This is a genomic window from Spartobacteria bacterium UBA695, assembly GCA_002298145.1.
Classification (GTDB): domain Bacteria; phylum Verrucomicrobiota; class Verrucomicrobiia; order Chthoniobacterales; family Chthoniobacteraceae; genus UBA695.
The window spans coordinates 1-26317 of the sequence record DBMP01000013.1 but is presented as its reverse complement, the minus strand read 5'-3'; the positions used below and the strand labels follow the sequence as shown (position 1 = coordinate 26317).

General features: G+C 62.6%; 22 protein-coding genes. 13 read left to right on the top strand and 9 right to left on the bottom strand.

Annotated elements, in window-relative coordinates:
- Positions 1–34: 34 nt before the first annotated feature.
- The 6 genes from B2828_RS06315 (at position 35) to phoU (ending at position 6714) form a co-directional block, all read left to right on the top strand.
- Positions 35–1504: a putative porin gene (locus B2828_RS06315; RefSeq protein WP_479632854.1), complete on the top strand. Its 1470-nt coding sequence runs from the start codon at positions 35–37 to the stop codon at positions 1502–1504.
- A 98-nt stretch (positions 1505–1602) separates the two neighbouring features.
- Positions 1603–2412, top strand: coding sequence for a phosphate ABC transporter substrate-binding protein (locus B2828_RS06310; protein ID WP_479632853.1), 810 nt, complete (start codon positions 1603–1605; stop codon positions 2410–2412).
- A 108-nt stretch (positions 2413–2520) separates the two neighbouring features.
- The gene (gene pstC, locus B2828_RS06305) at positions 2521–4083 is read left to right on the top strand and encodes a phosphate ABC transporter permease subunit PstC (protein ID WP_479632852.1); all 1563 of its coding nucleotides are present in this window, start codon (positions 2521–2523) and stop codon (positions 4081–4083) included.
- Between the two features lie 6 nt (positions 4084–4089).
- Positions 4090–5154: a phosphate ABC transporter permease PstA gene (gene pstA, locus B2828_RS06300; protein WP_479632851.1), complete on the top strand. Its 1065-nt coding sequence runs from the start codon at positions 4090–4092 to the stop codon at positions 5152–5154.
- Positions 5154–5978 carry a phosphate ABC transporter ATP-binding protein PstB gene (pstB, locus tag B2828_RS06295; RefSeq protein WP_479632850.1) on the top strand — a complete coding sequence of 275 codons (825 nt, stop codon included), beginning with the start codon at positions 5154–5156 and terminating at the stop codon, positions 5976–5978. The genes pstA and pstB overlap by 1 nt, the downstream gene beginning before the upstream one ends.
- 67 nt (positions 5979–6045) lie before the next feature.
- A complete protein-coding gene (gene phoU, locus B2828_RS06290; protein WP_479632849.1) occupies positions 6046–6714 on the top strand; it encodes a phosphate signaling complex protein PhoU in 669 nt (222 codons plus the stop codon).
- Positions 6715–6781: 67 nt separating this feature from the next.
- Here phoU and B2828_RS06285 read toward each other — a convergent pair whose 3' ends face one another.
- From B2828_RS06285 to B2828_RS06270, 4 genes are read right to left on the bottom strand one after another with little or no spacing between them, the layout of a single operon-like run.
- Complete coding sequence (locus tag B2828_RS06285) at positions 6782–8575, bottom strand: DUF4340 domain-containing protein (protein WP_479632848.1); 1794 nt, start codon at positions 8573–8575, stop codon at positions 6782–6784.
- 58 nt (positions 8576–8633) lie between these two features.
- Entirely contained in the window at positions 8634–10109 is a 1476-nt protein-coding gene (locus B2828_RS06280; protein WP_479632847.1) for a GldG family protein, read from the bottom strand.
- Positions 10110–10124: 15 nt separating this feature from the next.
- A complete protein-coding gene (locus B2828_RS06275) occupies positions 10125–10880 on the bottom strand; it encodes an ABC transporter permease (RefSeq protein ID WP_479632846.1) in 756 nt (251 codons plus the stop codon).
- Between the two features lie 25 nt (positions 10881–10905).
- On the bottom strand, positions 10906–11874 hold the full coding sequence (locus B2828_RS06270; protein ID WP_479632845.1) for an ABC transporter ATP-binding protein: 969 nt from the start codon (positions 11872–11874) through the stop codon (positions 10906–10908).
- Positions 11875–11995: 121 nt separating this feature from the next.
- On the opposite strand from B2828_RS06270, the gene B2828_RS06265 reads away from it, so the two are divergent.
- Together B2828_RS06265 and B2828_RS06260 are read left to right on the top strand one after the other, a co-directional pair.
- Entirely contained in the window at positions 11996–12814 is an 819-nt protein-coding gene (locus tag B2828_RS06265) for a peroxiredoxin family protein (RefSeq protein WP_479632844.1), read from the top strand.
- Between the two features lie 54 nt (positions 12815–12868).
- Positions 12869–14617 (top strand): PEP-CTERM sorting domain-containing protein, encoded by a 1749-nt coding sequence (locus B2828_RS06260; protein ID WP_479632843.1) that lies wholly within the window; start codon positions 12869–12871, stop codon positions 14615–14617.
- Between the two features lie 38 nt (positions 14618–14655).
- Here the strand turns inward: B2828_RS06260 and B2828_RS06255 are convergent, their stop codons facing one another.
- On the bottom strand, positions 14656–16092 hold the full coding sequence (locus B2828_RS06255; RefSeq protein WP_479632842.1) for a M16 family metallopeptidase: 1437 nt from the start codon (positions 16090–16092) through the stop codon (positions 14656–14658).
- A 10-nt stretch (positions 16093–16102) separates the two neighbouring features.
- On the bottom strand, positions 16103–17524 hold the full coding sequence (locus tag B2828_RS06250) for a M16 family metallopeptidase (RefSeq protein WP_479632841.1): 1422 nt from the start codon (positions 17522–17524) through the stop codon (positions 16103–16105).
- Positions 17525–17672: 148 nt separating this feature from the next.
- Here B2828_RS06250 and B2828_RS06245 point away from each other — a divergent pair, with 148 nt between their 5' ends.
- The gene (locus tag B2828_RS06245; RefSeq protein ID WP_479632840.1) at positions 17673–17894 is read left to right on the top strand and encodes a hypothetical protein; all 222 of its coding nucleotides are present in this window, start codon (positions 17673–17675) and stop codon (positions 17892–17894) included.
- Here the strand turns inward: B2828_RS06245 and B2828_RS06240 are convergent, their stop codons facing one another.
- Positions 17895–18098, bottom strand: a complete 204-nt coding sequence (locus B2828_RS06240) for a putative signal transducing protein (protein ID WP_479632839.1) — start codon at positions 18096–18098, stop codon at positions 17895–17897. It lies immediately after the preceding gene.
- Between the two features lie 93 nt (positions 18099–18191).
- Between B2828_RS06240 and hemW the strand changes: the two genes are divergently transcribed.
- The 4 genes from hemW to B2828_RS06220 all read left to right on the top strand — a co-directional run bounded on the left by hemW (position 18192) and on the right by B2828_RS06220 (position 23894).
- The gene (hemW, locus tag B2828_RS06235; RefSeq protein WP_479632838.1) at positions 18192–19307 is read left to right on the top strand and encodes a radical SAM family heme chaperone HemW; all 1116 of its coding nucleotides are present in this window, start codon (positions 18192–18194) and stop codon (positions 19305–19307) included.
- Between the two features lie 121 nt (positions 19308–19428).
- Complete coding sequence (locus tag B2828_RS06230; protein ID WP_479632837.1) at positions 19429–21102, top strand: GspE/PulE family protein; 1674 nt, start codon at positions 19429–19431, stop codon at positions 21100–21102.
- Positions 21103–21108: 6 nt separating this feature from the next.
- On the top strand, positions 21109–22203 hold the full coding sequence (locus B2828_RS06225; RefSeq protein WP_479632836.1) for a type IV pilus twitching motility protein PilT: 1095 nt from the start codon (positions 21109–21111) through the stop codon (positions 22201–22203).
- A gap of 5 nt (positions 22204–22208) precedes the next feature.
- A complete protein-coding gene (locus B2828_RS06220) occupies positions 22209–23894 on the top strand; it encodes a GspE/PulE family protein (protein WP_479632835.1) in 1686 nt (561 codons plus the stop codon).
- A gap of 263 nt (positions 23895–24157) precedes the next feature.
- On the opposite strand, the gene B2828_RS06215 is transcribed toward B2828_RS06220, so the two are convergent.
- On the bottom strand, positions 24158–25444 hold the full coding sequence (locus B2828_RS06215; protein WP_479632834.1) for a nickel-dependent lactate racemase family protein: 1287 nt from the start codon (positions 25442–25444) through the stop codon (positions 24158–24160).
- 81 nt (positions 25445–25525) lie between these two features.
- Positions 25526–26317: energy transducer TonB family protein (locus B2828_RS06210; protein WP_479632833.1), on the bottom strand; the 792-nt coding region annotated here is incomplete at its 5' end.

Genomic DNA, 26317 nt, shown 5'->3' with positions numbered 1-26317 from the left:
AAGCAGCGGCTGAAAAATCACTAGAAACGACCTCATGACCCAAAAAAACCTCACTACGTGGGCCCTCGCCTGCGCGCTCTCCATCGGAAGCGCCGCAGCAACCATGGCCCAGGATAGCAGTGCCCTTATCGACGCGTTGGTTAAAAAGAAAGTCCTCTCCGCCCAGGAGGCCGAGGACGTTCGCGCCGACCTCATCAAGGAAAACACCCAGACCAACGCCGGAAAGATTCAGCTCTCCAACTCGATTACGAGCCTGAAGCTCTACGGCGACATCCGTCTGCGTTACCAGTACGACAGCACCCAGAACCAGATCGCCTCGGCCAGTAACGACGCCCACGACACCCAGCAGAGCCGTGAGCGCATCCGTCTGCGCCTTGGTGCCGACTTCACCCTCGCCGGTGGGTTCTTCGGCGGCGTCGGTCTCCAGACCGCCCAGGCTGCCGACAGCGGCAACCAGACCATCGACGACCCCAAGGATAACTCCGCGGGTTTCGGCAACTACAACATTTACATTAGCAAAGCCTACTTCGGCTGGGCCAACGATTACCTGACCGTCATCGGCGGCAAACAGCCCAACCCGTTCTACACCACCGACCTCGTGTGGGACGCCGATATCAACCCGGTAGGCGCGGTTGAGAAACTCGACATTCTCAAGGCCCTCGGCTCCAGCGATAGCCCCTTCGGCCTGAGCATCGTGGCTGGGCAGTTTGCCTTTGCCGACAACAAGGAAGCCGGCACCGCCGCCTGGACCAGCAAGTACGACTACAGCACGCACGACGCGGGCACCGACTCCTGGCTCTTCGCCACCCAGTTGATCGCCAGCGCCAAAGTCACAAAGAACGTGAAAGTCACCGTGGCCCCGGGCTACATGACCTACACGAACGGTAACGTGGGCGTGCTCAATAACCAGACCTCGTTTACCACCGGCACCGCCGTCGTCACGGGCACCTCGCTCTACACGGTCACAACCGGCACGGCGCTCTTCAGCTCCCAGCGCGATCTCTCGATCATCACCGCTCCGGGCGACGTTTCCTTCCAGCTCCTTGGCCTCAAGACCAAGTTCCTGTGGGACATCGCCTACAACACCGCGGGCAAGCAGCGCACGGAAGACATCTACGGCCTCAACGGCATCGGCACCTACAAGGGCCACCCGGTCTCCACCCACTCCGACCGCGACGACCTCGCTTGGTTGGCGGGCATCCAGGTGGGCGAAAACAAGAAGGCCGGCGACTGGTCCATCCTGGCCAACTACCGCCAGACGGGTCTCTCCTCGGTTGACCCCAACCTCAACGACTCCGACTTCGCTCTCGGCTACCTGAACATGCAGGGCGTCAAGGCGGGCATCAACTACAACCTCACCGACTACTGCGTGGCGGGCGTCACCTACTACGATGCGTGGAACCTCCGCCGCGATCTCTACGGCGGCCAGGCCACTGCAGGGCAGGCCATCGCCAACGTGAACAGCGTTCAAGTGGTCCAGGTCGACCTGAACATCAAGTTCTAGACGAATCTTCACGCATGCCGGTGCCAAGGGTGGCACCGGCAATTCCTTCTTTTAAAAGACAGATCAGCTCAGATTGTTCTAAAAAAACCAAAGTCATTATGAAAAACCTAATCGCCATTGCCGCCGCGTTCGCGGCCACCGCCACTCTCGCCAGCGCCGAGACGCTGGTCATCAAGGGTTCCGATACCCTCGGGGCCAAGCTCGTCCCGCAGCTCGCCGAAGCCTTCAAGGCGGAAAACCCCGGCACCACCTTTAACATCGCCGCCGAGGGCTCCTCCACCGGCTTCGCCGCCTTGATCGACCAGACGGCCAATATCGGCATGTCCAGCCGCCGCGCCAAGCCGACGGAAATCTCCGCCGCGCAGGCCAAGGGCCTCGATCTCCGCCCGACCATCGTGGCTTGGGACGGCATCGCGATCGTCATCAGCGCTAAGAACCCGGTCAAGAACCTCACCGCCAAGCAGGTCGAACAGATTTTCACCGGTGAAATCACCGACTGGTCCGCCGTGGGCGGCACCCCGGGCAAGATCTCCATCTACACCCGCAACACCGCGTCCGGCACCTACGCCGACTTCAAAGAGCTCGCCATGAGCAAGAAGGACTACGCTGGCAGCGCCCAGAAGATGGCCGGTAACGAGCAGATCGTTTCCGAAGTGGCCAAAAACCCGGCTGGCATCGGCTACGTCGGCCTCGCCTACACGCAGGCCCCGGGCGTCAAGGTCGCCGCGGTGGACGGCAAAGTGCCCAACCAGGCCGACGTGCGCAGCAAGAGCTATCCTTACTCCCGTCCCACGTTCTACTACACCAACGGCACGCCCGCCGGTACCGCCAAGGCGTTCGTTGATTTCACTCTGAGCGCCAAGGGCCAGAAGATTGCTGAACAGGTTGGTTTTGTTCCGGTTAAGTAATTAGAGGGTCCATAAAAAGCAACCCGCCGGTGTTGTGTCGGCGGGTTGCTTGCTTTCTAGAAAACTGTGCTTTCCACCCCGCCCCCGGTGGTGGATTCTCTCCCAAGGATGAAAAATCCCACCCGTTTTGACCGCAGACGGCTTCGCCTGGACCCATTTATCAGAGGGTTCTTTGGAGGCAACGCGATGATCGCCATCATCGTGCTCGGCCTTATTACGTTCTTCCTGTTCCGGGAGGGAGCCGAGTTTTTCCCGCAAAACCTCCAAAACCTCCGGCTCTACCGCAAGGCGGGCCTGGAGTACGTCGGCCTGATGCGCGAACAGACCGCCGCTCACGCGACTCTGAACCGGAGTTTGCAGGACCTGCGGGTGCGCCAGATCATGGCAATGCTCAAGGCGGGCAAAACCCAGGAGGAGGCCCAGGCCGCGCTGGCAGAGTTCGACACCTACGCCACGCAATTTGACGCCGCGGTGGGGGACTTGCGCAGCCTCGTCTCCGACCTTACCGACGAGGTAACGGCCATTAAGGAAAAGGCCAAGATCCACGACGACGCGCTCGAACAGCGCGAATTCCTCCTCAAAGAGGGCAAGAAGACCGAGGCCGACGCGGTCAAGACGGCAACGGTCGATTTCAAGGCCGAGCTGGCCCCCGTCCTCGCCACCTTCCCGGCCTACACCGCCGCCGTGGCCACGCTGAAGCAGAATCTCGAAGTCGTGCTGGAGAAGCCGCTCACGCTCCCGGTGCATGAGTACCAGCCGCGCTACAAACATTTCCAAAACGCCGTCCGCGCCTACCTGAAGACCTTCCCCGAGACCGAGGAGAAGCTGAAAAACTGGCGGGCCGATGCGCCGGTGCCCTGGTGGCGGAGCTTGACCTCGTTCCTCTTCGGCACGGAGTGGATCACCAATAGTTTCTGGCAGGATTGGTACGGGATTCTCCCGCTCCTGGCCGGTTCGTTGCTGGTCTCCATCATCGCGCTGCTCATCGCGGTGCCGCTGGGCGTCTGCGCGGCGGTTTACGTCAGCGAGCTTGCCCAGCCAGCCGAGGCTAAGTTCATCAAGCCGTACCTGGAATTCATCTCGGCCATTCCCTCGGTGGTGCTTGGGTTCTTCGGCATCGCGGTGCTGGGCGAACACATCCGGCAGCTGACCCAGTGGCACGCGCTTTCCTGGATCAGCGCCTTCCCCATCGCCGAACGCCTTAACGCCTTCACGGCCGGGGCGCTCCTGGCACTGATGGCCATTCCGACAATCTTTTCCCTCTCCGAAGACGCGCTCAACTCCATCCCGCGCCACTTTAAGGAAGCCAGCTACGCCCTCGGGGCCACGCGGCTCCAGACGATCTTGCGCGTGCTGGTGCCCGCCTCGCTCTCGGGCATCGTCTCGGCGGTGCTGCTCGGCTTTGGCCGCGTGATCGGCGAGACCATGGTGGTGCTCCTCTGCGCGGGCAACCGCATTGCGATCCCGGATTTCACCGAAGGCATCGGCACGGTGTTCCAGCCGGTCCACACGATGACGGGCATCGTGGCCCAGGAGCTGGGCGAGGTCGCCAACGGCACGCTCCACTACCGGGCGCTCTTCATGGTGGGCCTTTTCCTCTTCTTCCTGGCGCTCTTCATCAACTGGCTGGCCCAGACGGTAGTGCGCAAATACAAAATTTCAATCGGGTAACCCAGCATGCCTACCGATACGCTCACAAGCCCCGCGCCGGATCTCGAAAATCCGTTCCAATACCGCCGCGACGCCGCCCACTACGGCGAAAAAGCAACCCTGTGGCTGATCCGCACCGGGACTTACCTGGTATTACTCGCTGCCGCGTGCATTTTTTTGCAAATCGGCATCAAAGGTTCGGAGACGGTCTTCACGACCCACTGGCCTTTCGTCAACACGGCCTTCTTCACGGAAAAGCCCTCGACCTTGTACGTCTTTGAGTGGGAGGGCAAGAAGCACGAGCTGAGCGACAGCGAATTCCGCGCCTTCAAGGCCGAGCGGCACGTGGAGGACATCCCGGCGGAAAGCTACGCCCATTCGGCGGGCGGCATTCTGCCCTGCATCGTCGGCACGGTGCTGCTCGTGGCGGGTTCGATGACCATCGCGCTCATCCTCGGCGTGGCGAGCGCGATTTACCTGAGCGAATACGCCCGGCCTTCGTGGCGCATGCGGCTCATCCGCCTGGCCATCGTGAACCTGGCGGGCGTGCCCTCAATCGTCTTCGGCCTCTTCGGCGCGGCGCTTTTCGTGGTCTACTTCAAGTGGAACATTTCGCTCCTGGCGGGCTGGTTTACGCTGGCCTTGATGGTGCTGCCGGTGGTGATCACTTCGTCCGAGGAGGCGCTCAAGGCGGTGCCGCAGGGGTTCCGCGAAGCTTCGCTGGCCCTTGGGGCGACCAAGTGGCAAACGATCCGCACCAACGTCCTCCCCTACGCCGTCCCGGGCATCCTGACTTCCTCGATTCTCGGCATCGCCCGCGTGGCAGGCGAGACGGCCCCGATCCTGTTCACGGCGGCTTACGTGGTTCGCGATAAATACCCGTGGGAGGTGGACCGCTGGGTGGACTTCTTCTTCCAGCCCGTCCAGGCGCTCCCCTATCACATTTACGTTGTTAGTTCCAAAATTCCGCAAAACGCCTACACCGAGCGGATGCAATACGGCACGGCCTTCGTGTTCCTCGCGATCGTGCTCTTGATCTCGCTCGGCTCGGTGCTCCTGCGGATCCGCCTCCGCAACAAACTCAAATGGTAATGTCAACATCTCAACCGCTTTCGCAAGAAGAAGAGACCGCGCCCGCGCAGCCTGCGGCTCCCGCTTCGCCCAATGCCGTCGATGTGGAGAACCTCGACTTCTACTACGGCGACTACCACGCGCTGCACGGGGTCAATCTACAAATCCCCGCCCACAAGGTGACGGCCTTCATCGGGCCCTCGGGCTGCGGCAAAAGCACGCTGCTGCGCTGCTTCAACCGCATGAACGACCTGGTGCCCGAGTCGCACATCAAGCACGGCTCCATCAAGGTCCACGGCACGGATATCAACGGCCCAAACGTCGACCCCATCGAGCTGCGCAAGCGCGTCGGCATGGTCTTCCAGAAGTCCAATCCGTTCCCGAAGTCGATTTACGAAAACGTGGTCTACGGCCTGCGCATCCAGGGGCGCAATAAGCGCGCCGAGCTGGACGAGATCGTGGAGCGCTCGCTGCGGGCGGCCGCGCTTTGGGACGAGGTGAAGGACCGGCTGCACGAAAGCGGCGTGGGCCTCTCCGGCGGCCAGCAGCAGCGCCTCTGCATCGCCCGCGCGATCGCTGTGGAGCCCGAGATCATTCTGATGGACGAGCCGTGCTCCGCGCTCGACCCGATCGCCACTTCCAAGGTTGAGGAGCTTATTTTCGACCTGAAAAAGAGCTACACGATCATCATCGTAACCCATAATATGCAGCAGGCGGGCCGGTGCTCGGACCTGACGGCCTTCTTCTACCTCGGGCGGCTGATCGAGATCGACCGCACGGAGAAAATTTTCACAAACCCCACGCAAAAACAAACGGAAGACTATATTACGGGACGATTCGGTTGATCCACAGACCGCGCGCGCACCCACCCCGGTTTCCCTTTCCATCTCTTAGCCTCCATCCTTTTCACCCATGAGCCATCCTTTCGAACAACAGCTCGCCCGCATCCGCGAGACGCTCCTCCTGATGTCCACCCTCACCGACCGCAGCCTGACGCTGGCGGTGAGAGCCGTCGTGGAACGCGACAACCAACTCGCCGACCTCGTGGAAGCCTCCGACACCGAAATCGATCAACTCGAAGTGGCCGTGGACGACCTGGTGGTGACCTACATGGCGACCCACGGGCCCATCGCTCGGGACTCGCGCCTGATGCTGATCGCCTCAAAAATTTCCAGCAACCTGGAGCGCATCGCCGACCAGGCGACCAAGATCGCCCGCCGCGCCCGGGATCTCAACCAGGAGCCGCAGCTCACGGAGGTGGAGAATATTCCCGAAATGGCCTCGCTCATGAAGGAGATGCTCCATGACGCGATCACGTCGTTCGTGGAGGCCCGCTACGAGCTGGCCCAGACGGTGATCCCGCGCGACAAGGAGGTGGATGAGCTCAACCGCCGGATTTCCCGCAAGTTGATCAAGCTCATGATCGAGGCTCCGGAAAATGTGACGCGCGCCTTCAACTTGATCACGGTGGCCAAGGCCATCGAACGCGCCGCCGACCACGTGCAAAATATCGCCGAAGAGGTGTTCTACCTCTACAGCGGCCAGGACATCCGGCACGAAGGGAAGATTTCCCTCGGGTAAGGCAAATCGGGCGCTCGCGGGAGGATGATCGCGGAGCTGAGCGCCTCGCGCCCAAGACACCGGGCGCCTACGGCGTGACCGGGTCGATCAGCCGGGAGTGGAGGACCTCGTTGTCTGAGGCGGCCAGCCGGAAGATGCCCGGCTTGCCCTGAAAGCTGGCCAGGCAGGAGCCGTCCTCGGCGGTGGCCCCAAGGATGAGCCGATTGGTCTTCTGCAGGGTGGTGACGAATTCGATAATGAAGGAGGGGGTCAGCGGGCCGGGCTCGTCGGTCCATTGCACGGCGGTGATGTTGGAGATGGATTTGAGGAACCGCCGGGTGTTGTCGCGGTTGACGATGCCGAAGGTCCGTTCATTCGTGGCCCAGTTGCCGCCCGGGTCGGCCCGGATGTTGAGCGGTGCCTTGGCGAGGCCTTCGGAATAGGGGATGACGGTGATCGAGTAGATTTCTGTTGAGCGGATGCGCAAGACGGCCAGCTGACGCCAGGCCGACCAGCTCAGGCCGAGGTTGTCGAGCACGGAGGCGTCGATGGCCACGATGAAGGGCTCGCTCTCCACGCGGGCATAGACCAGGTTCCCCTCGGTTTTGCCAAAGGCGAGCGTCAGGAGCGGGTGTTCCCCGGCCTCGCTCTCCGCGGTGTTTTCAGACGAGTAGGAGGAGAAGGTGACCCGGACGCGCGGACGGTCGAGGCCGTATTTGCCAAGGTCGGAGGCGACGTCGGTGACGAACTGGACGACTTTCCGCGACTGTAGATCGGCGATCATTTGCATGATCTTGACCTTGTTGCCGGGAACGATGGAGGGGAGCGTTTCGTAGCCCTCGCTGCTCACGTTCCAGTCTTCTCTGGTGCGGATGATTTTGATGGGAGGCTTGCCTGCCGGGGTGATGGCGATGCGGTCGATGACGTCGCTGTCGAGCCGGATCAACTGCCGGTCGCGCAGGTCGTTGGGGAGCAGCTTGAGGATGTTCTCGGATTCCTTGGGCAAGAGGCAGATGCCGCCCCGGCTGGAGAAGCGGCCGTAGACGCCGCCGGTTTTCTCATCCCGAGCGCCGATCTCCAGGACGACGGGCTGCGACTGGCCAAGGAGCTGGAAGCTGACGCTGCCGCGCGGTTCGCTCAGGCCGTAGGTGTTGAGGTTGCCCCGGTTCTCGGGCAGGAAGGCGTTGATTCTGGTTCGCAGAACGCTGTTGAGGAAGTTGACGACGGTGGGGTTGTCGGCGCGGGTCCGGATCGGTTTGACGAAGGACCATTTGCCCGCGTCGCGGTTCAGGTCGATGTCGCCCGCGGGGGTCTTGACGGCGACTTTCTTTACCAAGGAGCTGTCGAAGTCGGCCAGGGTGGGGTCGCGGAATTCGTCCGGCTTGCGGGTCATGACGTTGCGCAGTTCGGAGCCGACGACCCAGACGGAGTTGGAACCCTCCAGGCGGGCGTAGAGCTTGCCTTCGACGGCGGTGTCCTTGCCGAGCAGCAGCTCGGCGGGCATGCGGCGGCCGATCAGCTTCAGGCTCACGGCCGGTTTGGCGAGGCCGAAGGCTTTGATCTGCTTTTTGTCGGCGTTGCGGCAGCCGTCGACGGGTTCCTTGGTCAGCGATTCGCACAGGGCGAGGATCTCGGCTATGGCGGCCGGGTTGGCCCGGTCTTTGGAGGGGGACTGGATGAACCACTTGGCCCCACGGCGGCGAAGTTCGACTCGGTCTTCGTTGCTGACGATGTCGATCCCCTCGACTTTGCTTTTATCGAAGACGAGCAGGTATTGGTCCCGGGCCGCGAAGCCGCTCGGGCGGTTGCGTTCGAAAAGGGCGATGGCGCCGATGAGAAGGCCGACCACGATTAGCAGGAGAAAGGTGGTTTTGGTATTCATTGCGGGAGTAGAAAGAAGGAGCGGGGTATGTTTCCGAAACGTCGCGGGTGGGGTGGGCTTAGCGCCGCCGCTTGAGCCAGACGATCAGGCCGAGGATGGCGGCGAAACCGGGGATGGCGGCCATGGTGGAGAGCGCGATGGTGCCGAGCTGCGATTCGGTGAGGTTGAGGGCCAGGTTGCGCACGGGCTTGGGCGTGATGCCGATCAACTCCTCGCGGTCGAGCAACCAGTTGAGGCTGCTTAGGATAAAGTCCATGTCGGACTCGGTGATCTGCTCGTTGGTCAGGAAGCCGGAGCTGCCGATGGCCACCAGGCGCGAGGAGGCGTCGACGTGGATGCGGATGTCGTCGGGGGTCCCTTTTTCGGCGGAGGCGGCGACGAGCGGGTTGATGTGGTCTTCCTTCGGGTCGAAGTAGACGGCCTCGGCGTTGTACTGCGTCTCGCCCCAATAGCCGTCCGCAGCTTTGATGAGGGGCTGCAGTTTGATGCCAACCGAGTCGGCCTGGTCTTTATTCAAGGCGATGGACTGGGCAAGGCCGCCGAAGAGCCGAGCGGAGGCGTTGGTGAGGCGTTTGGTGATGGGGGAGCCGGGGACGAAGTCGCCGGTGACTTCCTTGAGGATGCCTCGGAAGATGCCGCCCGCGAGCTTGACGGGATAGGTGCGCAGGATGCGGTCTTCGTTGATGGTGAGGCCCATTTCGGCCAGGAAGACGGCGAGGCGCGGGGTGGAGGAGCCGGGGTTGAGGGCGACGAAAATGCGGCCGTGTTTCTCGTTCCAGAAGGTTTTCAGGAGGCTGATCTCGGAGGGGTCGAAGTCGTACTTCGGCGCGATGATGTAGAGGGCCTTGGCGTTGTCGGGCACGGCGTCGATGCCCGCCAGGCTCAGCGGCTTGACTTTGACGTTCTGGCGCTCGATGAACTGCCGCAGGCCGTTGACGGCCGGGTCGGTGTCCAGCGCGGTTTCGCCGTGGCCGGAGACGCAGTAGATCAGGTTGACGTCCGGCTCGGTCAGTTCGATGAGCGCGCTGGTGATGACGGCCTCGCCCTTGAAGTTCCTGACGTGGGGCTTGTCGACTAAGTTCATCGCAGGCTCAAACTCGGCCATGGCGGCGGCGTTGACGAATTTGCTGCGCCCGTCGGTGTCGATGATGACGACGTTGTCGTTGTCGCGCAGTTTGTACTTGGTGGCGACTTCGCGGGCGCGGGTCATGGCCAGGAAGGGGTCGACGACTTCGACGTCGATCATTTTCTTGGAGGCGTAGCCGTACTCTTTGAGGAGGTTGATGGTGTCCTTGGCGACGGGCGAGGCTCCGGAGAAGAAGACGATGAAGCGGACCGGCTTTTTCAGGTTGCCGATGACTCGCTGCGTCTGGTTGGAGAGGGTGTATTTGCCGTCGCGGGAGAAGTCCCAGCGCTTGTAGTACTGAAAGCCCAGGTAGTTGGCGATGCCGAAGAGGACGAGCGCCAGCACGGCCTGGATGAGGACGTTGAGACCGATCCGAAGACGGGGAATATGGGAAGAATTCTTGGCCATGAAGAAGGAGGGCGTTTACGATTTCCAGCGGCGGTATTGGAAGACCCGTTGCGTGAGGAAGAGCATGAGCAGCGTGCCGGAGCCGTAGAAGACGAACCGGCGCGAATCAATGAGGCCTTTGGAAAATTCGCCCATGTGCTCCAGCACCGAGCCGTAGTTGACCGCGAGGCGGAAGGCGGCGGAGATGTTCGGGGTGAAGTAGGAGATGAGGCCCCCCAGGAAGAAGAAGGTGATGACGCAGAGGGAGATGACGGCGGCGACGATCTGGTTCTGAGTGAGCACGGAGGCGAAGCAGCCGACGGAGATAAAGAGCGCCCCGACCATGAGTAGCTCCAGGTAGCTGCCCCAGTAGGCCCCGAGCGAGGTGGCGGCGGCGGTGCGGGCTACTTCCTGGAAGATGACGAAGTAGAGCAGCGTGGGCAGCCAGAGGACGATGTAGAAGATGAGCGCGCCGCCGAATTTCGAGAGGACGACCTGCCAGTCGCCCACCGGGGCGGTCATGAGCGTCTCCATGGTGCCCATTTTAAACTCCTCGGCGAAGACGCGCATGGTGATGGGCGGGAAGATGAGGATGAAGCCGATCCAGAACGGGACGGAGTTGAAGAAGGCCTCGACGACGGTGACTTCCGTGGCTCCCCGCGAGAGGAACGCGACGCCGCTGTAGAAGCAGAGGCCGGTGAGGATGAGGAAGAAACAGAGGACGACGTAGGCGATGGGCGAGTAGAAGTAGCTCTTCACTTCGCGGGCCAGGAGGGTGAAAAATTTCGACATGGGCAGGATACGGGCTAAGGCAATTTTAGGCTTCTTCGTCGCCGAGGGTCATTTCCACAAAGACGTCCTCCAGGGTGGCGCGGCGGCAGGAGAGTTCGCGCACGGCCCATTTCCGGTCCCGGGCGGCTTCCCAGATGCTTTCGGCGGGGTCGGCCTTGGAGTCAATGCGCAGGGTGAGGAGGCTCCAGCCTTCTTCTTCAACGGCGGCGGAGACTTCCTTGACGCCCGGGAGCGTCCCGAGCAGGGCGACGGCTTCCTCGGCTGAGGCGGTCTTGATTTGCAGGCGGATCTCCCCGGCGGCGCGCATGGAGTGGATCAGGTTCTCCGGGGTGTCGGCGGCTTCGATCTGGCCCCGGTTGATGATGATGACCCGGGAGCAGGTCATCTCCACCTCGGGCAGGATGTGGGTGGAGAGGAGGATGGTGTGGTGCTTGGAGAGGGTGCGGATCAAGTCGCGAACCTGGCGGATCTGGTTCGGGTCGAGGCCGATGGTGGGCTCGTCTAAAATGAGGAGGTCCGGGGCGTGGAGCAGGGCGTCGGCGAGGCCCACGCGCTGCCGGTAGCCTTTGGAGAGGGTGCCGATGATGCGGCTCTCGACTTCGCGCAGGTGGCAAAGCTCTTTGACATCGCCGACGCGCTCGCGCTGGCGGGAGCCGGTGATCTCTTTGATCGAGGCCCGGTAGCGGAGGTACTCATCCACGCGCATGTCGGTGTAGAGGGGGACGTTCTCGGGCATGTAGCCGAGGTGGCGGCGGGCTTCCTTGGACTGGCTGAATACGTCGAACCCGGCGACGGATGCGGTGCCCGAGGTGGCGGGCATGTAGGTCGACAGCATCCGCATGGTGGTCGATTTCCCCGCGCCGTTGGGCCCGAGGAAGCCGACAATTTCGCCTTTTTCAACCTCGAAAGAGAGGTCGTTGACGGCGGTGAATCCCGCGTACCGTTTGGTGAGGTGCTCGACTTTGATCATGCGCAAGGAGAGGAAGTAGATCACTAGAGCATCTGAGGGAACAAATTTCCAGAAAAGAAGGCGGCGGATTCTCCCTCTCTCCACGCCCCCTGTCTCCGCGTCTCCGCGTATTGCCTTTTTTCCCCTCTGGCGGATAATCCTTCCCATGTTCCGCCCCATCCGTTTTGCCGCCGCTTTGTGGCTGGCCTCCTCCCTCTGTTCCCTAGCCGCTGACCCGATGAGCTTCCAGGAGCTTTCGCTGCGGCTGCGCTCGGGGGATTCGCCGCAGCTCCTGCTCCAGGAAACCGCCCGGCGCAAGCTGCTGGAGCCGCTCACGGCCGACCAGGAAAAGGCGCTCCGGGCGGCGGGCGCCGCGCCGGAGTGGATCACGGCGCTGCAAGCCCCAGAGCTGACCGCCGCACCGGATGCCGCAGCCGCCTTCCGGGCCCGCAAGAACCAGCAGAAGGAAGCCGCCGTCTCGGCCGCCCAGGCAACGCCGGTCCCCGGTCCAGCCAGCGCGGCTCTCCCCATGAGCCAGGCCCGCGATTCCGATATCATTCTGGTGGGCGACCGCGCCCCGGCCTTCAAGGCAAAGACGACCAAGGGAGAGACGGTGACGCTCGACGCACCGGCCCGCAAGCTGACGCTCCTGGCGATTGTGACCGCGCAAAGCCAGGCCTGCCAGGATGAGCTGAAAATCCTCCAGCAAGGCCTGCAAACCAAGCTCTCCGCGGCGGGAGGCTGCATCGTGGCGCTCGGCAGCGGGCAGACGGCGGAGGAAATGGCGGCGCTGGGCCGCGAGCTGGGCCTGACGTTTACGCTGGCGGAAGATCCCCGTAAGGAGATCACGGCGCTCTTCGCCAAGGATTTCGTACCGCGCTGCTATGTGATCGACCAGCGCGGCATCGTCAAATATTCCTCCGTGGGGGTCAATAAGCAGGACCTTCTCCGGATGCTCAACATTATCCAGAGCGATCTGCGGTAGCGCGTTTTTCTTGCGCTGCTTCGCCATTTGGTTTTTACCTATCGCACAGCTCCCATGCGTTTCTCCCTCCCCATCGCGAGCACTCTATTCTTCCGGCGAATCATTCTGGTTTGCCTGCTCGTCTTCTCGCCGGTATTGCTGCACGCCCAGGCGGTGTGGCAGGGCAGCCTCTCTCCCGATTATTTCGGGATCACCAGTGACCAAAGCACGGCCACGAATCTGGCCGATGTCACCGGCGCGACCACGTTCTACCAATACGGCATCACGGGCCAAAACACGACCTCGTGGGTGGTTGATGCCCAGCTGACCGGAACGAATCTCTTCCCGGCGGAGAATTTCACCAACGTTGCCTACACCTACGCCACTTCCGACGTCGTGACCGACCCCGGATTGCACGCCACGTTTTGCGCCGCCCTTCTGGGGGGCAACACCAAGTCCGGCTACTACCTCAATACCGGCCTGGCCTACGGCACGACCCTCGGATCCGCCGCGATCGCCACCGGGACGTATTCCGACGGCTCGTTCGATATTTCGACCCAAAGTTTATCGGCCTACACCTACGCGGCCAGCCATGGGAATGTCGTTTCAACCAGCATCGGGGATTCTTCGGACACCGCCGGGGTCGGCATTCTGAGCGGCTTGCTCGATTCCCTGGCCGTGACCAATTCCCATACCACCATCGTCGCCTCCGCGGGGAACTCCGGGCCCACGGGGCTGGTCGGCGGCCCGGCTTCGGGCTACAACACGATCTCAGTAGGCGCTCTGGACGGGGAGACGGGCTACACCACCGTCGCCTCGTTTTCCTCGGTGGGCCCCTTGCAGACCGCCTGGACCGACGGTACCAATACCTACTACTACGCCAACGGAGCCGCGACGCGCCCGGGCGTCGACTTGGTCGCGCCGGGGTCCGACATCGCAATTCCCACGACGATAACCACAGGGACCAATGGTTCCATTGAGAGCTTCAGCTACTACTCGGTGGAGGGGACGAGTTTCGCCGCGCCGCTGGTGGCAGCAGGTGCGTCGCTGCTCAACAGCACCGCCAAGACGCTGCCGGCGTTCACCAATTCCGATGCCTCCGTCCAGAGCGCCGCCACGCAAAGCCTGGTCACTAAAGCCGTGCTTATGAACTCAGCCACCAAGCTGCCGGGCTGGAACAACGGCCAGCACCTCGTCAACGGCGTCATCACCACGACTCAGGCGCTGGACTACACCATGGGGGCCGGGGCGATGAACCTCACCAAAGCCTTTACCCAATACACGACCAGCGCCTACGTCACGACTTCCACGTCGGTGGCCTATTCGGGGTTTAATTTACAGGTCGAAAATGTCGGCTGGGCCTACGGGACGTCGCTCCTGGGAGGGACCAATTCGTACACCTTTACCAATACGCTTACGGCGGGCGAGCAGCTCGCGGTGACGCTGGCATGGTTCCGCAACCGCACGTGGGACAGCACTGCGGAAAGCTACCTCGATCTCAAGCAAGCGGAGCTCGATCTCTATATCTATCTGCTCGTCGGCGAAGCCCGGCAACTGGTCGCGCAGAGCATCAGCCCCGTCAGCACCACGCAGGAGCTCTATTTCACGCTCCAGACGACGGGCAACTATCTCATCGAAATCGTCTATTCCGGGGATCTTTTCAACAACGGGGACACTTCCAATTCGCAAGACTACGGCATGGCCTGGGCGGTCGAGGAGGTGCCCGAGCCGGGAACTTGGTTCCTCCTGGCGGCGGGCATTGTGTTGATCCTCCGCGTTCGTCGGCAGCAGGCTGGGCCTCGTTCCCAATCTCCAGATTCGTAACGAGGTTTCAATACCCCGCTGCTTGCGGCGAGGATGGTTTACTTCTTTTCCTTAAGGTCGGTGTCGAAGACGGTCACTTTACCGTATTTCTCCAGCTGCGGGACGATCTCCTTCGCCTCGCCGACGACGATGATGACGAGGTTCTCCGGCGACAGGTATTGCTTGGCCAGTTCGGAGGCCCGCTCGGGCGTTAGGGCTTCGAGCTTGGCGGCGTAGTTTTTGTAGTAGTCCTTCGGCAGGCCGTAGAGGTCGATCTCCTGCTGGCGCTCGGCGGTGCGGGCGTCGTTCTCAACGCTCATCAGGAAGTTGCCGACCAGGAAGCTGCGCTGGAGGTTGAACTCCTCGGCGGGAATCGGCTCGGTGGTAATCCGCTTGAGTTCGCTGAGGATTTCGCCCACGGCGGCTCCGGTGACGGCGTTGCGCACTTGCGCGGTGGCGGAGAAGGCACCGGCCAGTTTGCGCGGGCCAAAGGCGGAGTAGGAGCCGTAGGTGTAGCCGTGCTTTTCGCGGAGGTTGGCAAAGAGCCGCCCCGACATGCCGCCGCCCAGGATCGAGTTGACAACGCCGAGTTCGGGCAGGTCCGGGTTATCGCGAGGCACGCCGCGCCCAGCGACGATGATGGCGCTCTGGACGGAGCCGGGGCGGTCCACAACGTAGAGGTTCACGCCCCGGATCTGCGGGAAGCCGGGCCGGATGCCGGGCAGGGCTTTCAGGTCATCCACTTCCGGTTCGCCCGCAAAGGTCTTTTTGACTTCTGCAAGGACGCTCTTCGGGTCCACATCGCCGACAATGGCCAGTGTGGCGTTGTCGAGCCGGTAGTGGTTCTTGTGGAAGCTGGCGATGTCCTCGCGCGTGATGGACTGCACCGATTCCTCGGTGGCCGAAGCGCCGTAGGGATGCTGGCCGTAGATGAGCTTGTCGCGCAGGCGGGCGGCGAGTTCCTCCGGATCGGATTTCTTCTGCTCCAGAGCGGAGATCATTTGCGTTTTCTCCTTGGCCACTTCCGCGGGGCGGAAGGCGGGGCGCAGGGCGGCGTCGCGCAGGAACTCAAGGATCTGCGCGGTGTCGCGGCTCAGGCCGCTGGCGGTGACGGTGATGGCATCGGGCCCCGAAGCACCTTCGACGCGGATGCCCAGGAAGTCGGTCTTTTTCGCAAACTCGGCGGCGGAATACTGGGCGGTGCCTTTGTTGAGAAGGGAGGCGGTCAGGTCGGAGAGGCCGGGCTTGGCCCCATCGGCGGCGTCACCGGATTTGAAGAGGAGCCGGAAGGTGGCGATCGGCTGCTTGTGGGTGGGCAGTACGATGACTTTCAGCCCGTTGGGGAGCGTCTCGGTGACGGCGTCCGGGAACTGGACGGTGGGCAGCGGCCCGGCGGCGGGCGGCTGGGTGCGGTCAACGGAATCGGCGGCGGGTTCGGCCTGTGCCACGCCCATGGTGGCGATGACGGTGGCTAGCAAAAGCGAAAGCGTTTTCATGGGTGGAAAATTATTTGGCGGCGGGTTTTTCATCGGCAGGGGCGGCAGGGGCAGCGGCCGGTTTCACCACGGGGTAGTGGAGGACGTTGACGCCCTCGGGAGTGAGGTATTTCTTAGCCGCGGCCTGGATGGCCTCGGGCGTAACGGCTTCGTAACGCTCCAACTGATGGTTGATGGCACCGGTATCGCCGAACATGACCCGGTAGTGAGCGAGGTTCTGCGCCCGGCTCTGCATGGTGGCGTAGGAGGAGGCCAGTTCGCGCAGTTTCAGGTTTTTGACTTTCTGCAATTCCTCGGGCGTGACGCCATGGTCGCGGATTTTGGCGACTTCTTCGTCAAGCGCGCGGTCAAGCTTCGCCAGGGGCGTCTGCGGGTTGCCGGTGACGAAGATGCCCAGGACGCCGCCTTTTTCGAGCAGGTAGGGGAAGACGTCCACGTCGGAGGCGAGCCCTTCGTCGCGCACGAGGCGTTCGTAGAGACGCGAGCTACGGCCGGTGCCGAGGATGTCGCCCAGGAGCTCAACGGCGGGGGCATCGGCAGCGGTTTCGGACGGGGCGCGCCAGGCGTGGACCACGGCGGGCAGCGGCGTGGTGGGCAGCGCGACGGTCTTCTCCGTCGGCGCGGTCTGCGGCTGAAGCTCGAACATGGGCCGCGGGATCTCTTTGCCGCGCGGGATGGGGCCGAAGTACTCGGCGATCTGCTTTTTGACGGCCTCTTTGTCAAAGTCCCCGGCCACGACGAGGGTGGCGTTGTTGGGGACGTAGTACTGGTGGTAGAAGTCCTGGAATTCCTTGAGCGTGGCTTGGTCGATGTATTGCGCGGAGCCGATGGGGACCCATTCGTAGGGGGTGCCCTTGAAGACCTGCGAGGAGAGGGTCTCGAACAGGGTGCCGTAGGGGGCGTTGTCGGTGCCGAGGCGACGCTCTTCCTTGACGACCTGGCGCTGGGTCTCGACGCCGATCTCCTCCACCTTGCCGTGCATCATCCGCTCGCTCTCGATCCAGAGGGCGAGGCCGAGCTGGTTGGAGGGGAGGTTGAAGTGGTAGTCGGTGCGGTCGAAGGAGGTGGAGGCGTTCAGGTTGCCCCCGGCGGAGGAGACGAGCTTGTCGATCTGCCCGCGCTTGATGTTGTCGCTCCCCTCGAACATGAGGTGCTCGAAGAAGTGGGCAAAGCCGGTGCGGTCGGCCCGTTCGTTCTTGCTGCCGACATGGTAGAGGAGGTAGGTGGCGACGACGGGCGCGGATTTGTTTTCGTGCAGAATGACGTGGAGGCCGTTGGGCAGCTCGTATTCCTCGAAGTCGATGACCGGCATTTTCACGGCTTTTTCCGGCTTGGCGGGCGCGGGTTTTTCCTTGGCGGGCGGGGTCTGGGCTTCAACCGAGGCCCCGAGCGCCATTGCGGCCAGAAGAGCGGCACAAAAAGAGATTTTCATACGGTAAAGTGAAAGCATCCTGCGGAGAGAAAAGGCTAAGCGTTGAAACGCGCCTGCGCAAGTCTCCCCGTGTAAGTGCATTTGGTGAAGATTAGGACCAGCAAACGGCTCCGGCGTTCAAATCCCGGCCGCCAGCCGAAACAAGGGTATGCCCAAGAAAGAAAGTCTGCCTCCGGGAATCCACGAGGTTTCCCGGGAGACGATCCCCGTCCAGGAGGAGTTCATCTCCCCGGAGGCCACGCCTTCGAAGGACGAAAACGACTGCCCGTGCGCCCGCTGCGGAAAGCCTCGGGAGGACTGGGACGGCCCCGGGCTGGAGAAGGATGACCGGTTCTACTGCTCGGAGGAGTGCGCGGAGGGGAGAGGGTAGCTATTTCCCTTCGGCCAGAACCGCCCGCGCCGCGTCGGCGTCCTTGTCGTCCACATCCACCTTCACGCCACCAAGATCCAGGGACGCTCCCCAGACCTGCGACATGGTTTCATCCCTCAAATAAGCCGGGATACCCGCCGCTTCGAGCCGCATTCTCAGCAAGTGCGCCTCCTCCGCTTTATTGAAGCTCGCGATGGTCGTCATACCTGGGGGCAAAGTAAGCCGCGAAGGGGGGCAAGTAAAGGCATTCTCTGCTTTGCTCGCGGCGGTTTTGCAGCGACATTAGAGGCCAGCCCGATGCCGCCGATCCGCCACCTTTACGTCCACATCCCCTTCTGCCTGAAGGTCTGCCCGTATTGCTCTTTCTATAAGGAGACGCTCGACCGGGAGAAGATGCGGCGCTTCCTCGACGCTCTGCTGGCCGAGCTGGACCAGGCCCTTTCCCGCGACGCCCTGCGCCCCCGCACGATTTTCTTCGGGGGCGGCACGCCGAGCGCCCTCTCCACCTCCCAGCTCGAAACGCTCCTTACCGGAATGCGCGAGCGGCTCGACCTCTCCGAGCTGGTGGAATGGACGCTGGAGATGAACCCGGCAACGGTTTCGCTGGAAAAAGCCCGGATGCTGCGGGCCCTGGGGGTCAACCGGATCAGCATGGGCGTGCAATCTTGGGAGCCGGAGCTGCTGAAAGTCCTGGGGCGCGTCCACACGGCGGCCCAGGCGGAGCGCTCTTACGAAATCTTGCGCGAGGCCGGGTTCGACAACGTAAACCTCGACCTGATGTTCGCCGTGCCGACCCAGACGCGCGCCCAGTGGGCCGCCACGCTGGAGAAAACCATCGCGCTGGGCCCGGAGCACCTCTCGGCCTATTGCCTGACCTACGAGGAGGACACGGCCTTTTACCGCCGCTTCCAATCCGGCGAATACGCCCAGGACAAGGACTGGGACGCCGATCTCTTTGAACTGACGCTCGACCGGCTCGCGGCGGGCGGTTACGAGCCCTACGAAATCTCCAACCACGCCCGGCCCGGCCGCGAGTGCCTCCACAACCTGGCCTACTGGGAGGGGGCGGATTACCTGGGCCTGGGGCCGAGCGCCTTTTCCACCCGCGGCATGGACCGCTGGGAAAACGTCGAGAGCGTCGCCGCCTACTGCGAGCGCGTCCTTTCCGGAAAACCGGCCGCCGAATTCCGAGAAACGCTCACCCCCGCGATCCGGCTTTCCGAGCGGGTGGCCTTCGGGCTGCGCACCAGCCGGGGCCTCGATGCCGCCCTGCTCGCGCCCTGGCAGCCGAAGGTGGACGAGTACCTGGAGGCGGGCTTTTTCGAGCCCCACGGGGAGAAAATTCGCCTCACCCGGAAAGGAAAACTCGTGGCCGACTCGCTCGCCGAAGCCTTCATGGGCGAACCGGAATAACCCCCTGCCCCTGGCGGAATCGGGGAATTTCCGTAGGAAGCACCCTGTTTTTCTACCACCACAGAACGTTGACATCTTCGGAGGAGCCCCCTACGTTGGTCGGGTTACATCCTTTTCCCCCGTGACAAACAACGAAGATTACATCATCGAACTGCTTCTCGACACCTGTCTGATCACCCGGGAGCAGGTGGAAGAAGCCCAATCGGCAACTGCATCCGGAGAAAGTGTTGTCGAAACGCTGATTTCCAAGGAACTCGTCTCCCGCACCGACGTCCTGCGCGCGCTGGCGGCCAACAACAGCATGGAGTTCGTTGACCTCTCGCACATGGTCATCACCCCCGATGTGCTGGAGATCGTCCCCGCCGACGTAGCCCGCCGCTACAAGGTCATCCCCATCGCCAACGTCGAGATGGGCCTCATGATGGCCACGAGCGACCCGCTCAACTTCGACACCTTTGACACCGTCACCCATTTGATCAACCGCGACGTGGAGTGGGTCTGCGCCGCGCCGGACCAGATCCAGGCCGCGATTCTTAAATACTACGGCCCCGAGGAGGCCCAGCAGGGCGATGTCCAGATCACCGACGCCGGAACCGCCGGAGCCGGGGCTTCCGATGAGGGCGACGCGCCCATCATCAAGCTCGTAACGATGCTCCTCCTGGACGCCTACAAAATGCGCGCCAGTGATATTCACCTGGAGCCGCTGGAGAAAGAATTCCGCGTCCGTTTCCGCGTCGACGGCGTGCTGCACGAGATGCCCAGCCCGCCCAAGAAGCTTCAGCAGGCCATCGTCAGCCGCCTCAAAATCATGAGCGGCACGATGAGCATCGCCGAAAAACGCGTTCCGCAGGACGGCCGCATCCAGGTCAAAATCGGCAAGAGCCAGCTCGATCTGCGCGTCTCGACCATCCCGACCAGCCACGGCGAGAGCGTCGTCATGCGTATTCTCGACAAAACGGGCCTCCAACTGGGGCTCCCGCAGTTGGGCTTCCTGAGCGATGACCAGGCGACCTTCGAACAGTTGATCGGCCTGCCCGACGGCATCATTCTCGTCACCGGCCCCACCGGGTCCGGTAAATCGACGACCCTTTACGCCTGCTTGAACCACATCAACCGGCCCGACCGGAAGATCATCACCGTCGAGGACCCGGTGGAATACCAGATGCCCGGCATCAACCAGGTGCAGGTCATGGCCGACATCGGCATGACCTTCCCCGCCGCCCTCCGGTCCATGCTCCGCCAGGCCCCGAACGTCATCATGATCGGTGAAATTCGAGACATGGAGACGGCCAGCATCGCCATCAACGCCTCCTTGACCGGTCACTTGGTCTTCTCGACCCTGCACACCAACGACGCCCCGAGCGCCGTCGCCCGCTTGGCCGATATCGGCATCCAGCGCTTCCTGATTTCCTCCGCCGTACGCGCCATCGTGGCCCAGCGCCTGGTGCGCAAGCTCTGCCCGAAGTGCAAAGTACCGCACGAGCTGACCGACGCCGAGCTGCGCGGCCTGCGCCTGGAGCGCTCCCAGCTCGACGGAGCCAGCGTCATGCGCGGCAAGGGCTGCGACGCCTGCCGCAACCTCGGCTACAAGGGCCGGGTGGGTATTTTCGAAATGTTTTTGATCGACGACGAAGTGCGCAACATGATCAACGATGGCGCCTCCACCGTGGAGCTGCGCAAGCGGGCACGCGAGCTCGGCATGCGCACCCTGCGCGAGGACGGCGTGCGCAAGGTTCTCGCGGGCGTCACCACCGCCGACGAAGTCATCTCGGCCACCATGTCTGACGCCAACTAAAACGTCATGTCCGCCACCCCCCTGGAAGACTTGTTGCGGCTGATGATCGACGAGGAGGCCTCGGACCTCCACGTCTCTGTCGGTATTCCGCCCGTGCTGCGCCTTGCAGGCAAGCTCACGCCGCTGAATCTCCCCTCTTTGACCCCCGAAGACACCGAAGCCTTCGCCAAGGCCGCGGCCCCCAGCCCACACTGGATCGAGCGCCTTAACTCCGATGGGAGCGCCGATTTCGCCGTCACCTTCCGCGACCAGCGCTTCCGCGTGAACCTTTACCGCGAGCGGGGCAACTGCGCGGCGGCCATCCGCTTGCTCCCCAGCCGCTTCTTGACGCTGGAGGAGATCGGCATCCCCAGCCTCGTGCGCGAGCTGCTCGACCTGCCGCGCGGCCTGATCCTCGTCACGGGGCCCACCGGCTCTGGCAAATCGACGACGCTGGCCAGCATGCTCAATATCATCAACGAGACGTCGTCCCGGCACATCCTCACGATCGAGGACCCCATCGAGTACATCCACCCGCACAAGTGCGGCGTCATCAACCAGCGCGAGGTGGGCGTGGACCTGCCGGACTTCGCCGACGGCCTGCGCCGGGGCCTGCGCCAGGACCCGGACGTGATGCTGGTGGGCGAAATGCGCGACCTCGAAACCATGGAGGCCGCCGTCACCGCCGCCGAGACCGGCCACCTCATTTTCTCCACGCTCCACACCACCGGAGCCACCCGCACAGTGGACCGCGTCGTGGGCGCGTTTCCGCCAGGGCAGCAGGAGCAACTGCGCATCCAGCTAGCCTCCACGCTGCGGGCAGTCATCTCGCAGGTGCTGGTGCCCCGGGCCGACGGCAAGGGGCGCGTGGCCGCTTTCGAGATCCTGATCAACACCCCTGCGGTCGCCTCGCTCATCCGCGAGAATAAAACCTACGGCCTCACCACGGTAGTCCAGACCAGCGCGGAGGAAGGCATGATCTCGCTGGAACAGTCGCTCGTGGACCTCCACTCCCGCGGCATCATCTCCTACCAGGAAGTGATGAATAAATCCCAGGACCGCGAACTGGCCGCCCAGCTCGCCGTCCGGAAACATCGCGAATCCCTTTCCCAAAAATCCTAGCAGCTATGAACGCAAATCAAGTCATCGAAATTCTCGTCGACGGGGGAATCATTGATCGCAGCCAGGTCGATGACATCACGGCAGAACTCCTCAGTTCGGGAAAAACCATCGTGGATGTGCTGACCGACATGGGCATCACGACCGAGGACCAGATTTACCAGGGCATCGCCTCCTATCTCGGCACGGAGTACGTGGACTTGAGTTCGTTCGAGCCGCCCGCAGAGATTCTCGCGCTGGTGCCCGCCAGCCTCGCCCGGATGCACGGCGCGCTGCCGATCGGCATGAACGGAGCCGCGTTGACGATCGCGCTGATCGACCCGCTCAACAGCCAGATCCAGGAAGACATTCGCTTTGCTCTGGGACGCGACATCTATGTGGTGGTGGCGCAGGTCGGCTACATCCAGAATCTCATTCAGAGCAGCTACGGCAGCGATTCGGCGAACCTGAACGATGTTCTGGCCGAGCTGGGGGGGGACGTGGAATTCGGCGGCGGCGAGCAGAATCTCGATGCTCGCGCGATGGAGGAGGAGGCGAATGCGACGCCGATCATCCGCTATGTCGATCTCATCCTGGCGCAGGCCATTGCCGACCGGGCGAGTGATATTCACTTTGAGCCGTTCGAGACGGAATTCAAGATCCGCTACCGCGTGGACGGCGCGCTTTACGAGATGGCTCCGCCTCCCATTCACTTGGCGCTGCCTGTGATTTCGCGCATCAAGGTGATGGCGAATATGAATATCGCGGAGCGCCGGTTGCCGCAGGACGGCCGCATTCAGTTGACGACGGGGGGCCGCCAGGTGGATCTCCGTGTCTCTTCGCTGCCGACGCAGTTCGGGGAGAGTGTGGTGTTGCGCGTTCTGGACCGTGCGACGGTGAATCTGAGCCTGAAGGCGCTCGGGATGCCGGAGTATATTTATAATTACATTCTGGAGACGATCGAGAAGCCGAACGGGATTTTCATTGTGACGGGCCCGACGGGTTCCGGCAAGACGACGACGCTTTACGCCTGCCTCAATCAGATCAATACGATGGATTCGAAGATCCTCACGGCGGAGGACCCGGTGGAGTATGATATTGAGGGGATTATGCAGGTGCCGATTCAGGACAGCATCGGGCTGACGTTCGGCCGAGCGCTGCGGGCATTTTTGCGTCAGGACCCGGACCGGATCATGGTGGGTGAAACGCGCGATGTGGAGACGGCGCAAATCTCGATCCAGGCTTCGCTGACGGGCCACTTGGTGTTTACGACGCTGCATACGAATGATGCGCCGGGCGCGGTGACGCGTTTGATTGATATGGGGGTGGAGCCGTTCATGATTTCGGCTTCGCTGGAGGCGGTGCTGGCGCAACGGTTGATCCGCCGCATTTGCCCGAAGTGCCGCACGCCGTATGAGCCGAATGAGGCGGTGCTTTCGCAGCTCGGCCTTTCGCCGCACGATATTGGCGACAAGAATTTCTACTACGGCAAGGGCTGTGAGGCCTGCAATCACACGGGGTATAAGGGCCGGAAGGGGATCTATGAGTTGCTGAATGTGACGGATCCGATTCGCGATTTGATCAATCAGCGTGCTCCGAGTGTGGTGCTGCGCCAGAAGGCGATTGAGCTGGGGATGCAGACGCTACGTGAGGATGGTCTCCGCAGTATTTACGACGGCGAGACAACGATCGAAGAGGTCCTCAAATATACCTAACCAGCGTGACGCTGGATCCATTCCGCGCTACCGCGCGATAGCGTCGGCTTACGCGCGCCGCCTCGGGCAGTTTGTCTTTGGTTTACCCGAGGACAACGGGGTTTTGCGCGGGAGGTATGGCCTCTCGTTACGAATCTCCAGATTCGTAACGCCCTTGTCTTGGAATCTCTGATTCCATAGCCATACGGAACGAATCAGAGATTCGCAGACAAAAGACGTTCCCAATCGGGAGATTGGGAACGAGGGTCAACTCAACGTGCCTCTCACGGTTCACGTTTCGCAAAGGGGATGACGTAGGGCCCTTCGGGGATGACAGCAACTTCCGTGGCGGAGGTTTCGCGCAAGACGGCGGCCACGGCCTCTGCCCAATCGCGGTGGCAGGTGGCTCCGGTGAGCGCCCGCTGTTCGTCGCTCAGGCTCGCGGAGTAGAGGTGGACACGGTGGTCGCGGATGGCCTCGATCAGTTTGACGGTCTGCCATTCGTCGACGTGGGCAAGGGAACGGCTTCGCGCTTCGGTGAGGAAGCCTTCGATGCCTTTGTTCGCGAGCACGGTCTGCGCCTCCTGGAATTCGGCGGACCCCAGCCCCTCGGAACACTCTGAGGCGATCAAAAGCGAGCCGCCTTTCTCCAAAATCCCCAATGCGCCCACAATGCCCTTGATGGTCTGGTAGTAGGTCTTGTCGAGTGGGTAGCCCGCGGTGCTCGTGATGACGCAGCGGTAGCGGACCGGGGCCGTTTGTTCGGCAAAGGCCCGCATGAAGCGCACGGCTTCTTCGTGGGAGGCGGTGATTTCGCCAAAGTTGACGAAGGCCAGCCGGCGTTCGGCATCCAGGCAGGTGTTGACGGCATGAACGGGGCCCAGCATCCGGACGATGGCCAACTGCTCGGAGTGGAGCGTGTTGCCCTCGAAGTTGCAGTTGCGCACCGCAGGGTTCTCCATGAATCGCGTGTTGTGAAAGGTGCCGATGGTGTCAGCGTGGGCGATGCCTGGCGAGATGACTTTCCGGCCACCAGAGTACCCGGCCATGAAATGCGGCTCCACGAGGCCCGTGGCGATTTTCAGATCGGCCTCGACGAACCGGCGGTCGAGCTTGACCGGGGTGCCGAAAGGCGTTGTCCCCAGGTCGGCGTGGGCTGCGTCGTCGTGGGCGTAGTGGTTTTCCACGCGCACGGTGTTGATTACCCACTCGTCGTTGACCAACTCGTGCAGCTCGGCGCCGAGGTTGGGCCGGTGCAGGCCCGTGGCGACCAGGACGCAAATGCGCGCGGCGTCGATGCCCGCGGCCAGCAGCGTCTCGATGATGGGACGCAGGATGAGCCCATTGGGCACGGGGCGCGTGATGTCGCAAATCAAGATGCAGGCTGATTTCGCCTTGGTGGCCAGCGCGGCCAGCGGCTCTCCGGAGGAGGGGTGTGCCAAGGCTTCGGCGACCGCCTGGCGCGGGTCGGGCAGCAGGGTCATGGCCGGTTTGGTGATGATCGCCGCCTTGCAATTCTGGGGCAGTTCCAGCGGCAGCGTGCCGTGGCCGTAGAGAATGGGAATGCTCATTTTTTTTGGAAAAAAACCAACGTTCTGGGTCAGCCATTAAGCCCCGGGGCGCTTGGTTCCCTGGAATATCGGCCCGCTGCTCTAGGGGCTCAAATTGAACTCGATATTAACCTCATAGCCGTCCGCGTCGCCGAGGCCCTTGGGGATCGGGTCGACCTGCATGACGCGCCGGGCGGCCGTCAATACCGACTCGTCAACGGTGTCGTTGCCGGAGGGTTTCGAAAGCGAGACGCTGGCGATATGGCCGTTGCGCTCGATCTTGATCTTGACCCGCGCGGCATAGCTCTGGCCGGTCTGGAGCACGGAGAGGGGCTGATCCCAGCGCGCATAGAAGCGGTCGTGCAGCATCAGGTTGTACCAGCCGAAGTTGGTCTCCTTATTGCCGCCGCCCTCGTGGCCGTCGCCTTTGCCGCCGCCGGTGCCGTTGCCGACGCCGCCGATCTTGCCATTGCCGTTGCCCCCGGCTCCATCGCCGCCACCGGTGCCGTCGGCGGTCTTGCCACCTTTTTTGCCGTTGGCGGTGGTTCCGCTGCCGGTGCCCGTGGCATCCAGGAATTTCGTTTTCGCTGCCGAGGTTTGCTCGCCTTCCGCCGCTTTCTTGCCGCTGTCAGCCGCGGCTTTTCCATTGGCGGCGGCGGCTTTTTCAGACGGTTTCGGGGAGGCCTTGGGGCTCGGCGTGGCGGAGGCGGAGGGTTTCGGCTTCGGGGTCTCCTTGGGTTTTGGGGTCTCCTTGGGCGTCGGTTTGGGGGTTGGCTTGGGTTTGGGAGTAGGGGTTGGAGTCGGTTTCGGCGTCGGCTTGGGCGTGGGGGTCGGGGTGGCCTTGGGCGTTGGCGTGGGTGTCGGTTTGGGGGTGGGCGTCGGGGTCGGCGTGGG

Excerpts from the sequence above, each read along its gene's own strand:
- pstA (WP_479632851.1), top strand. The coding sequence starts at position 4,090 with ATGCCTACCGATACGCTCACAAGCCCCGCGCCGGATCTCGAAAATCCG.
- hemW (WP_479632838.1), top strand. The coding sequence starts at position 18,192 with ATGCCGCCGATCCGCCACCTTTACGTCCACATCCCCTTCTGCCTGAAG.
- B2828_RS06265 (WP_479632844.1), top strand. The coding sequence starts at position 11,996 with ATGTTCCGCCCCATCCGTTTTGCCGCCGCTTTGTGGCTGGCCTCCTCC.
- B2828_RS06280 (WP_479632847.1), bottom strand. The coding sequence starts at position 10,109 with ATGGCCAAGAATTCTTCCCATATTCCCCGTCTTCGGATCGGTCTCAAC.
- B2828_RS06245 (WP_479632840.1), top strand. The coding sequence starts at position 17,673 with ATGCCCAAGAAAGAAAGTCTGCCTCCGGGAATCCACGAGGTTTCCCGG.
- B2828_RS06240 (WP_479632839.1), bottom strand. The coding sequence starts at position 18,098 with ATGACGACCATCGCGAGCTTCAATAAAGCGGAGGAGGCGCACTTGCTG.
- pstC (WP_479632852.1), top strand. The coding sequence starts at position 2,521 with ATGAAAAATCCCACCCGTTTTGACCGCAGACGGCTTCGCCTGGACCCA.
- B2828_RS06275 (WP_479632846.1), bottom strand. The coding sequence starts at position 10,880 with ATGTCGAAATTTTTCACCCTCCTGGCCCGCGAAGTGAAGAGCTACTTC.
- B2828_RS06260 (WP_479632843.1), top strand. The coding sequence starts at position 12,869 with ATGCGTTTCTCCCTCCCCATCGCGAGCACTCTATTCTTCCGGCGAATC.
- phoU (WP_479632849.1), top strand. The coding sequence starts at position 6,046 with ATGAGCCATCCTTTCGAACAACAGCTCGCCCGCATCCGCGAGACGCTC.
- B2828_RS06250 (WP_479632841.1), bottom strand. The coding sequence starts at position 17,524 with ATGAAAATCTCTTTTTGTGCCGCTCTTCTGGCCGCAATGGCGCTCGGG.
- B2828_RS06225 (WP_479632836.1), top strand. The coding sequence starts at position 21,109 with ATGTCCGCCACCCCCCTGGAAGACTTGTTGCGGCTGATGATCGACGAG.
- B2828_RS06215 (WP_479632834.1), bottom strand. The coding sequence starts at position 25,444 with ATGAGCATTCCCATTCTCTACGGCCACGGCACGCTGCCGCTGGAACTG.
- B2828_RS06315 (WP_479632854.1), top strand. The coding sequence starts at position 35 with ATGACCCAAAAAAACCTCACTACGTGGGCCCTCGCCTGCGCGCTCTCC.
- B2828_RS06285 (WP_479632848.1), bottom strand. The coding sequence starts at position 8,575 with ATGAATACCAAAACCACCTTTCTCCTGCTAATCGTGGTCGGCCTTCTC.
- B2828_RS06255 (WP_479632842.1), bottom strand. The coding sequence starts at position 16,092 with ATGAAAACGCTTTCGCTTTTGCTAGCCACCGTCATCGCCACCATGGGC.
- B2828_RS06310 (WP_479632853.1), top strand. The coding sequence starts at position 1,603 with ATGAAAAACCTAATCGCCATTGCCGCCGCGTTCGCGGCCACCGCCACT.
- B2828_RS06220 (WP_479632835.1), top strand. The coding sequence starts at position 22,209 with ATGAACGCAAATCAAGTCATCGAAATTCTCGTCGACGGGGGAATCATT.
- pstB (WP_479632850.1), top strand. The coding sequence starts at position 5,154 with ATGTCAACATCTCAACCGCTTTCGCAAGAAGAAGAGACCGCGCCCGCG.